Annotated in this window: 6 protein-coding genes; 5 read left to right on the top strand and 1 reads right to left on the bottom strand. The window is 69.1% G+C overall.

What is annotated here, in order from left to right:
• Window positions 1–86: 86 nt before the first annotated feature.
• On the bottom strand, window positions 87–3,626 hold the full coding sequence (gene dnaE / locus ACFW2Y_RS31745) for a DNA polymerase III subunit alpha (RefSeq protein WP_384885973.1): 3,540 nt from the start codon (window positions 3,624–3,626) through the stop codon (window positions 87–89).
• A 158-nt stretch (window positions 3,627–3,784) separates the two neighbouring features.
• Here dnaE and ACFW2Y_RS31740 point away from each other — a divergent pair, with 158 nt between their 5' ends.
• The 5 genes from ACFW2Y_RS31740 to ACFW2Y_RS31720 all read left to right on the top strand — a co-directional run bounded on the left by ACFW2Y_RS31740 (window position 3,785) and on the right by ACFW2Y_RS31720 (window position 9,989).
• Complete coding sequence (locus ACFW2Y_RS31740) at window positions 3,785–5,110, top strand: DUF2252 domain-containing protein (protein ID WP_384885971.1); 1,326 nt, start codon at window positions 3,785–3,787, stop codon at window positions 5,108–5,110.
• Between the two features lie 71 nt (window positions 5,111–5,181).
• The gene (locus tag ACFW2Y_RS31735) at window positions 5,182–5,868 is read left to right on the top strand and encodes a hypothetical protein (protein WP_384885969.1); all 687 of its coding nucleotides are present in this window, start codon (window positions 5,182–5,184) and stop codon (window positions 5,866–5,868) included.
• 48 nt (window positions 5,869–5,916) lie between these two features.
• A complete protein-coding gene (locus tag ACFW2Y_RS31730) occupies window positions 5,917–6,732 on the top strand; it encodes a thioredoxin domain-containing protein (protein WP_384885968.1) in 816 nt (271 codons plus the stop codon).
• A gap of 315 nt (window positions 6,733–7,047) precedes the next feature.
• Window positions 7,048–8,697: an alkaline phosphatase D family protein gene (locus ACFW2Y_RS31725; protein WP_384885966.1), complete on the top strand. Its 1,650-nt coding sequence runs from the start codon at window positions 7,048–7,050 to the stop codon at window positions 8,695–8,697.
• Window positions 8,698–9,023: 326 nt separating this feature from the next.
• Window positions 9,024–9,989, top strand: a complete 966-nt coding sequence (locus tag ACFW2Y_RS31720) for a zinc metalloprotease (RefSeq protein ID WP_384885965.1) — start codon at window positions 9,024–9,026, stop codon at window positions 9,987–9,989.
• Window positions 9,990–10,027 lie beyond the last annotated feature (38 nt).

Here is a 10,027-nt window from a genome sequence, read left to right as displayed (position 1 = left end):
TTCGGCCACAACTCACACCCGGCCCCAACGGAAAAGGGGCGCGCCCGTGCCGCCGGGCGCGCCCCTTGCGCGTGGGCAGGACCGGCTCAGCCGGCCAGGCAGGAGGGTCCGAGCAACACCTTCAGGTCACCGAAGAGTGCCGGGTCGGGCTGCACCCGGTGTCGGTCGAGCCTGAGCACGGTCGTGGTGCGGGGCCCCTGGAGCTTGATGCGCACCTCGGTGTTGCCCTTGTGGTGCTTGAGGATCTCGCCGAGCCTGCTGACCATCGGCGGGGTGACCTTCACCGTCGGGATGGTGAGGACCACCGGGGCGTTGGTCCCGGCGTTCGACAGGTCGGGGACCATCAGCTCCATGGCGACCAACCGGGGCACGTCCTCGCGCTTGTCGAGCCGCCCCTTGACGAAGACGACCGTGTCCTCGACGAGCTGGGTGGAGACCAACTGGTACGTGGCGGGGAAGAACATGCACTCGATGGAGCCGGCCAGGTCCTCCACGGTGGCGATCGCCCAGGCGTTGCCCTGCTTGGTCATCTTCCGCTGGAGCCCGGAGATGATGCCGCCGATGGTGACGACGGCGCCGTCGGAGTGCTCGCCGCCGGTCAGCTGGGAGATCGCCGCGTCCGTCTTGTCGGACAGGACGTGCTCGATGCCGAAGAGCGGGTGGTCGGAGACGTAGAGGCCCAGCATCTCGCGCTCCTGCGCGAGCAGGTACGACTTCTCCCACTCGACGTCGGAGAACTCGACGTCGAGGCCGAAGCCGGGCTCGTCGCTCGCGTCGTCGCCCATCCCGCCGAACAGGTCGAACTGCCCCTCGGCCTCCTTGCGCTTGACGGCCACCACGTTGTCGATCATGGGCTCGTGGTGGGCGACCAGGCCCTTGCGGGTGTGACCCATCTCGTCGAAGGCGCCGGCCTTGATCAACGACTCGACGGTCCGCTTGTTGCAGACGACGGCTTCCACCTTGTCGAGGAAGTCAGGGAAGGAGGAGTACTTCCCCTTGGCCTTGCGCGATTTGATGATCGACTCGACGACGTTGGAACCGACGTTCCGGACGGCGGAGAGGCCGAAGAGGATCACGTCGTCGCCCTGGGCGGCGAAGTTGGACTCGGACTCGTTGACGTTGGGCGGCAGGACCTTGATGCCCATGCGGCGGCACTCGTTCAGATAGACCGCGGACTTGTCCTTGTCGTCCTTGACCGAGGTGAGCAGCCCCGCCATGTACTCGGCGGGGTGGTTGGCCTTGAGGTAGGCGGTCCAGTAGGAGACCAGGCCGTACGCGGCGGAGTGCGCCTTGTTGAAGGCGTAGCCGGCGAAGGGGACCAGGACGTCCCAGAGGGCCTGGATGGCCTCGTCGCTGTAGCCGTTCTTCTGCGCTCCGGCCTGGAAGATGGTGAAGTTCTTCGCCAGCTCCTCGGGCTTCTTCTTGCCCATGACGCGGCGGAGGATGTCGGCCTCGCCGAGCGAGTAGCCGGCGATGATCTGGGCCGCCTTCTGCACCTGCTCCTGGTAGACGATCAGGCCGTAGGTGACCGCGAGCACCTCTTCGAGCGGCTTCTCCAGCTCGGGGTGGATCGGGGTGATCTCCTGCTGGCCGTTCTTGCGCAGGGCGTAGTTCGTGTGCGAGTTCATGCCCATCGGGCCCGGCCGGTACAGGGCGGACACGGCGGAGATGTCTTCGAAGTTGTCGGGCTTCATCAGCCGCAGCAGCGAGCGCATGGGGCCGCCGTCGAACTGGAAGACGCCGAGGGTGTCACCGCGCTGGAGCAGTTCGAAGGTCTTGGCGTCGTCGAGCGGCAGCGCCAGGAGATCGATGTCGATCCCCTTGTTGGACTTCACCATCTTGACGGCGTCGTCCATGATCGTCAGGTTGCGCAGGCCGAGGAAGTCCATCTTGAGCAGGCCGAGCGATTCGCAGCTCGGGTAGTCCCACTGGGTGATGGTGACGCCGTCGGTGTGCCGCACCCAGATCGGCGCGTGGTCGACGATCGGCTCGCTGGACATGATCACGCCGGCGGCGTGCACGCCCATCTGGCGGACCAGGCCCTCGACGCCGCGGGCGGTGTCGATGACCTTCTTCACGTCCGGCTCGTTCTCGTACATCGCCCGGATCTCGCCCGCCTCGCTGTAGCGCGGGTGGGAGGGGTCCGTGATGCCGTTGAGGTCGATGCCCTTGCCGAGGACGTCGGCGGGCATGGCCTTGGTGAGCCGGTCGCCCATCGCGTACGGGTAACCGAGGACGCGGGCGGAGTCCTTGATCGCGTTCTTGGCCTTGATCTTGCCGTAGGTGCCGATCATGGCGACCTTGTCGGAGCCGTACTTCTCGGTGACGTAGCGGATCACCTCGACGCGCCGACGCTCGTCGAAGTCGATGTCGACGTCGGGCATGGAGATGCGCTCGGGGTTGAGGAAGCGCTCGAAGATCAGGCCGTGCGGAATGGGGTCGAGGTCGGTGATGCCCATGGCGTACGCGACGATCGAGCCGGCCGCGGAGCCACGGCCGGGGCCGACCGCGATGCCCTGCTTCTTGGCCCACATGATGAAGTCGGCGACGACGAGGAAGTAGCCGGGGAAGCCCATCGAGATGATGGTGTCCATCTCGTACTCGACCTGCTTCATGCGGTCCTCCGGAATCCCGTTCGGGAACCGGCGGTGCATGCCCCGCATGGTCTCCTCGCGGAACCAGGTGACCTCGGTGTAGCCCTCCGGGATGTCGAACTTCGGCATGAGGTTCTTCTCGACGAACATGCCGGTGGTGTCGACCTGCTCGGCGACCAGGAGGGTGTTGCGGCAGCCCTCCTGCCAGGCGTCCGAGGAGTCGACGGCGTACATCTCGTCCGTGGACTTCAGATAGTAGCCGGTGCCGTCGAACTTGAAGCGGTCCGGGTCGGAGAGGTTCTTGCCGGTCTGGATGCAGAGCAGGGCGTCGTGGGCGGTCGCCTCGTGCGCATAGGTGTAGTGCGAGTCGTTGGTGACCAGCGGCGGGATGCCGAGCTTCTTGCCGATCTCCAGGAGGCCGTCGCGGACCCGGTGCTCGATCTCGATGCCGTGGTCCATCAGCTCCAGGAAGTACCGGTCCTTGCCGAAGATGTCCTGGTACTCGGAGGCCGACTTCAGGGCCTCGTCGAACTGGCCGAGCCGGAGCCTGGTCTGCAGCTCGCCCGAGGGGCAGCCGGTGGAGGCGATCAGGCCCTCGGACCACTGGGAGATGGTCTCCTTGTCCATCCGGGGCCACTTCTGCAGCCAGCCCTCGGCGTACGCGTCGGAGGAGAGCTTGAAGAGGTTGTGGAGTCCGGTGGCGTTCGCCGCCCAGATGGTCTTGTGGGTGTAACCGCCGGAGCCGGAGACGTCGTCCCGCTTCTGGTGCGGCTGGCCCCACTGGATCTTCCGCTTGTTCCGGCGGGACTCGGGCGCCACGTACGCCTCGATGCCGATGATCGGGGTGACCCCGGCCTTCTTCGCCGAGTGGAAGAAGTCGTACGCCCCGTGCAGGTTGCCGTGGTCGGACATCGCGATGTGGGTCATGCCCATCTCGTTGCACGCGTTGAACATGTCCTTCAGCCGCGCGGCACCGTCCAGCAGCGAGTACTGGGTGTGGACGTGGAGGTGCGTGAAGGGCGGCTTGGTCACGGCGGGATGCCTCCGATGAATTTCTGGGGGGACAGCGTGGAAGTCTACGTCGGCGGACTGACAGATCGCGGGCACTCGGGGGTACCGTCGCGCCCGGGGAGACCGGGAACACACGTCCCATTCCTCATGAATCCGTCGTCCGTACAGGAGGCCCTTCGATGTCGGTCCCGCAGTCCACAGCGGCCGAGCGCGGCGAGCACGTCCTCGCCGTCTTCGACACCGCCTTCGGCGAGCTCCTCGCCGCCGACCCCGCGGCCTTCCGCGTCAAGTTCCGGAAGATGGCGGGCTCGGCCTTCGCCTTCTACCGGGGCACGGCGTGCCTGTTCTACGCGGACCTGGCGCGGGAGGCGCACGGCGGCCCGTACCTGGACGAGCGGACCGGCCGGGTCTGGATCCACGGTGACCTCCACGCCGAGAACTTCGGCACCTACATGGACGCCAACGGCCGGCTGGTCTTCAACGTCAACGACTTCGACGAGGCCTACATCGGCCCCTTCACCTGGGACCTGAAGCGGCTGGCGGCCTCGCTGGCCCTGATCGGCTACGCGAAGGCGCTCAGCGACGAACAGATCACCGGACTCGTCCGGATCTGCGCCGGCGCGTACCGGGAGCGGATCCGCGCCCTCGCGACGGGCGCCAAGGGCGACGAGGTCCCCGCCTTCACCCTGGAGACCGCCGGCGGGGCCCTGCTCGGCGCGCTGCGCTCGGCCCGGGCCCGGACCCGCTTCGAACTGCTCGACTCGATGACCGGGATCCGCGACTTCGACCGCCGCTTCTCGGGGGGCCCGGGCACGATCGAGTTGGACGCGGCCACCCGGTACAAGGTGCTGGAGGCCTTCGACGGCTATCTGGAGACGCTGCCGGAATCCAGCCTCGCCCGCCCCGACACCTACCGCGTCAAGGACGTCGTCGGACGGCGCGGGATCGGCATCGGTTCGGCCGGCCTCCCCTCGTACAACGTCCTGCTGGAGGGAAACAGCGACGCGCTGGAGAACGACGTCGTGATCTACCTGAAGCAGGGGCAGACCCCCGCGGTCTCGCAGCACGTCACGGACTCCGCGGTGCGGGAGTACTTCCGGCACGAGGGGCACCGCACGGTGATCTCGCAGCGCGCCCTCCAGGCGCACGCCGACCCGTGGCTGGGCTGGACGGAGCTGGACGGGACGGGCCAGCTGGTCGCGGAGGTGTCGCCGTACGCGGTGGACCTCGACTGGTCGGACATCGACGACCCCCGGGAGATCGCGGCGACCGTGGCCGACCTGGGCCGGGCGACCGCCACGATGCACGCGGCGGCGGACGACTCCAGCGGGCACTCCCTGGTGCCGTTCTCGACGGAGCGGGCCATCGACGCGGCGATCGCCACCGACGAGGAGGGCTTCTCCGAGCTCCTGGTCGACTTCGCGCACGCTTACGGGGCGCGTGCCAGGGCCGACCACCAGATCTTCGTGGACCTCTTCCGCAACGGCCGGATCCCCGGGCTCTAGCCGCCGGTGGGGGCCGTCCACAGGCTGCCTTTAGAGACGTCTTACGGGCCGGCATGGCACACTCCACGACGATGGACATGGCAGGAACGCAGCTGAGGGCGCTGCGGGCGGCGTTCTTCACGGCACTGGTCGTGACGCTGTCCGTGGCGTCCCACGTGCTGCTCTCCCGCGCGCCGCTGCCGCTGGGAACGGTGGCCCCGGTCGCGGTCGGGGTCTTCGCCGTGGCGTACGCGCTGGCCGGTCGCGAGCGCGGGCTCGGCCCGATCGCCGGTCTCCTGGTCCCGCTGGAACTGGCGGCCGACACCCTCTTCACCAGCGGTCAGGCGGTCTGCTACGGCCCTGCCGGCGGCCCGGTCACCGGTTCGCTGCGCTCGGTAGGCGTGGAGGTGTTCTGCGGCGGCGCCGTGGGCACCCGGTTGGCCGGTGCGGTCGTTCCGGACGGCGGGAGCGGCACGGGGCTGCTCAGCTCCCCTGACCCGGCACTGCCCTGGGTGCTGCTCCTGGCCCACGTGGGCGTGGGGCTCTCGGCGGCGCTCTGGTTGCGCGGCGGGGAACGGGCACTCGCCCGGCTGCTCCGTGCGGTCGCGGCCTTCGCCTTCCGGCCGCTGATGGTGGTGACGGCCTTCTTCCGGGCCGACGGTCCGGCACCGCGACGGGTCGGCCGGGGCACCGGCCGCGTCCGGGCGTTCCGCACGCGCTTCCCCGTGCACTCGGTCGGACTGCGGGGGCCACCGCGTCCGGGCCCCGCTCCCGTCTGAGCGGATCCCGACCCCCCTGCCTTCCCACCCCTCACGGAGATCACCATCATGAGTGCACGCAACAGCCAGGCCAACAAGGCTGCCGCCCGCGAGCGGCTGCGCGCGGAGCGCGAGCGCCAGGCGAAGAAGGACCGGATGCGCCGACAGCTCGTCGTCGGCGTCTCGGCCGTGGCCGTGCTGGCCGCCGCCGGCGGGATCGGCTACGCGGTCGTCCAGGCCAACAAGCCCTCCCAGTGGGAGGCCGCGGCCGAAGCGAAGACCGTGACCGCGCCGAAGAACACCACCGGCACCAACGGCACCACCGTCGTCATCGGCAAGGACTCCGCGAAGAAGACCCTGGAGCTGTACGAGGACTCGCGCTGCCCGGTCTGCGCGACCTTCGAGCAGAACGTGGGCTCCACCGTCGAGAAGGACGTCGAGACCGGCAAGTACAAGATCAAGTACGTGGGTGCCACCTTCATCGACAACGGCATCCCGGGCGAGGGCTCGAAGAACGCCCTCTCGGCCCTCGGCGCCGCGCTGGACGTCAGCCCGGACGCCTTCCTGAAGTACAAGTCCGCCCTCTACTCGGCGCAGTTCCACCCGGAGGAGAAGGACGACAAGTTCGCCAAGGACTCGTACCTCCTGGAGGTGGCGGACTCCGTCCCGGCGCTCAAGGGCAACGCCGCCTTCAAGAAGAACGTCGAGGAAGGCACGTTCGACGCCTGGGCGATGAAGATGTCCCAGGCCTTCGACGAGAGCGGCGTGCAGGGCACCCCGACCCTGAAGATGGACGGCAAGCCGGTCACGGCCGAGGGCACCGACAGCCCGCCGATGACGGTGGCCCAGTTCAACACGGCGATCGACGCGGCCCTCAAGGCCTGACCGCCGGCCCGTGCCCCCGGCCCGAACCGGGGGCACCACCGGGTTCGGCCCGCAGCAGAAGTGGCCGGTTCCCAGCGGTGCCCCCGGTTCGACCCACAACAGAAGTGGCCGATTCTCGGCGGTGCCCGACCTGGCGCTCCGACGCCGCTGTCGGCCCGGGAGCCGTCGTCCGGGAAGCCGTCTTCCCAGGTCGAAGGGGTCGGGAGGCACGCGTCGGGCCTCCAGCGGAGGCCGAAGCGTCTCCAGGGCGACGACTGGGCGAACTTCCGGTTTTCGCCTGCCCCAAGGGCGTACCCGTCAGTAATCTGACTGCCCGTGACCAGTCGCCTCATATCTTTCGCCCCCACCCGCCGCGCCGTCGTCAAGGCCGCGGCCGGTACCGCCGTCGCCGCACCCGCCCTGCTCGGCGCGGCCTCCCCCGCCCTCGCGGACGCCCTCGCGCCCGCCTTCCTCCACGGCGTCGCCTCCGGCGACCCGCTGCCCGACGGCGTCCTGCTCTGGACGCGCGTCACCCCCACCCCCGACGCCGTGCCCGGGTCCGGCCTCGGCCCGGACGTCCAGGTCGGTTGGGAGCTGGCCGAAGACCGCTCGTTCACCCGGGTCGTCGCCTCCGGCACCGCCACGGCGAGCGCCTCCTCCGACCACACCGTGAAGGCCGACGTCCGGGGCCTTCGACCGGCCACCGCCTACTGGTTCCGGTTCACCGCGGGCACGGCCGTCTCCCCCACCGCCCGCACCCGCACCGCGCCGGCCGCCGACTCCGCCGCCCCCGGGGTCCGGTTCGGCGTGGTCTCCTGCGCGAACTGGGAGGCCGGCCACTTCTCCGCGTACCGCCACCTCGCCACCCGCAGCGACCTGGACGCGGTCCTCCACCTCGGGGACTACCTCTACGAGTACGCCAGCGGCGCCTACCCGGAGGCCAAGTACGTCGTCCGGCAACACGAGCCGCGCCACGAGATCGTGTCGCTCGCGGACTACCGCACCCGGCACGGGAAGTACAAGACGGACGTCGACCTGCAGGCCCTGCACGCGGCGCACCCGGTGGTCGCTATCTGGGACGACCACGAGTTCGCCAACGACGCCTGGGCGGGCGGGGCCGAGAACCACACCCCCGGCACCGAGGGCGACTGGGCGGCCCGGGTGGCCGCCGCGAAGCAGGCGTACTTCGAGTGGATGCCGGTCCGCACCTCCACGGAGGGCACCGTGTTCCGCCGGCTGCGCTTCGGCCGACTGGCCGACCTGCACCTGCTCGACCTCCGTTCCTTCCGCTCCGCACCGGCGAAGGCGGGCAGCGGCTCGGTCGACGACCCGGAGCGCAGCATCACGGGTCGCGCCCAACTGGACTGGCTCAAGGCGGGTCTTGCCGGATCGGACGCGACCTGGCAACTGGTCGGCACGTCGGTGATGATCTCGCCGGTCGCCTTCGGCTCCCTGCCGGCGTACCTGATGGAGCCGCTGGTGGAGCTGATGGGCCTGCCGAAGGAGGGGCTCGCGGTCAACGTCGACCAGTGGGACGGCTACACCGACGACCGCGGGGAGCTGCTCGCCCACCTCACCGCACGGGCGATCCGGAACACCGTCTTCCTGACCGGCGACATCCACATGGCATGGGCCAACGACGTACCGGTGAAGGCCGCGACGTATCCGCTGTCCGCCTCGGCGGCAACGGAGTTCGTGGTCACCTCGGTCACCTCGGACAACCTGGACGACCTGCTGCACGTGGCGCCCGGAACGCTCTCGGTGCTGGCTTCGGGAGCCGTGAAGGCGGCCAACCGCCACGTGAAGTGGGTGGACATGGACCACCACGGGTACGGCGTGCTCGACGTGACGGCCGCCCGCTCGCAGATGGACTACTACAAGGTCTCCGACAGGACCGACCCGGCCGCGACGGCGTCCTGGGTGCGCTCGTACCGCACGCTCAGCGGAACGCAGCGTGTCGAGCGGGTGTACCAGCCGGTGCACTGAGCGGCACCCTAGGGTCGATTTTCGGCCATGATCCCTCCTGTTAACAGGAGGTCACATCACTACGGCGGGTGGCGGGTTCCGGCGATCGAATCCGGACACACCACCCGCCTCCGTCACTTCGTTCGTTACGTCCACGTCTCAAACTCCGGAAGCGGCGCAAGTTTTTCTTCTCGATGCCCCGATTTGCCCGACGAATGATTGGGCTTGATCAATGCTCAACTACCCCTGACATGGACGCGTAATCTCCGGGCGGTGGCGAGGAAGTCCCTCTCCCTAACCCCCCGCAAGGAGTCACCGTGCGTGCTCTTGTCCGCATATCCCCGCGTATGACACGTCGTCTGATGGGCACCGCCGTCATGGCCGGAACCCTGGCCATTGCTCCCCTCTCCGCCCCGGTGGCCGCCCCGGCCGGCGCCACCCTGGCCTCCGCCGAGGAGTGCACGGACGGTACGGCCACGCTCTCCGGCGCCCGCAAGGTGCGCGGAGCCGCGGACCACGGCGCCGAGCCGAACGAGGTCTCCGCCGCCAAGGCCAAGGCCATGGACGACGACCTGAAGAAGAAGCTTTCGACCGCCCGCTCCAGCGGCCGGCTCAGCGCCAGCGCCGAGGCCGCCGCCGTCGTGAACATCCCGGTCTACTTCCACGTCATCCACAGCGGTTCGACGGGCAAGCTCACCTCCACGGACATCAGCAAGCAGATGGCCGTCCTCAACGCCGCCTACAGCGGTCAGGGCAGCGGCAACGTGGACTCGGGCTTCCAGTTCTCCCTGGCCGGAACCGACTACACGGACAACGCGAGCTGGTACAACCTGTCCTCCGGCTCCACCGCCGAGAAGCAGATGAAGCAGACCCTCCGCAAGGGCGACGCCGGCACGCTGAACGTCTACACGGCCAACCTCGGCGGCGGCCTGCTCGGCTGGGCCACCTTCCCCTCGTCCTACAAGTCCAGCCCCTCCATGGACGGCGTCGTCCTCCTCGACGCCTCCCTGCCCGGCGGCTCCGCCACCAACTACGACGAGGGCGACACCGCCACCCACGAGGTGGGCCACTGGATGGGCCTCTACCACACCTTCCAGGGCGGCTGTAACGGCAACGGCGACTACGTCGCCGACACCCCGGCCGAGAAGAGCCCCGCGTACGAGTGCCCGACCGGTCGCGACTCCTGCCGCAACAAGTCCGGCGTGGACCCGATCCACAACTTCATGGACTACACGTACGACTCCTGCATGTACCAGTTCACCTCGGGCCAGGTGGCCCGCATGAACGACTCCTGGATCGCGTACCGCGCCTGACGGAACGTCCGCGGACGGGGGTGGCCCCGGGGAAGTCC

Source organism: Streptomyces sp. NPDC058877 (assembly GCF_042742855.1).
Lineage (GTDB): Bacteria > Actinomycetota > Actinomycetes > Streptomycetales > Streptomycetaceae > Streptomyces.
Note: the sequence above shows the minus strand (reverse complement) of the source record. Positions and strands in the feature narration are given on the sequence as shown.

Bases quoted from the DNA above. Each gene is read 5' to 3' on its own strand.
- ACFW2Y_RS31735 (WP_384885969.1), top strand. From the start codon at position 5,182: ATGGACATGGCAGGAACGCAGCTGAGGGCGCTGCGGGCGGCGTTCTTC.
- ACFW2Y_RS31730 (WP_384885968.1), top strand. From the start codon at position 5,917: ATGAGTGCACGCAACAGCCAGGCCAACAAGGCTGCCGCCCGCGAGCGG.
- ACFW2Y_RS31740 (WP_384885971.1), top strand. From the start codon at position 3,785: ATGTCGGTCCCGCAGTCCACAGCGGCCGAGCGCGGCGAGCACGTCCTC.
- ACFW2Y_RS31720 (WP_384885965.1), top strand. From the start codon at position 9,024: ATGACACGTCGTCTGATGGGCACCGCCGTCATGGCCGGAACCCTGGCC.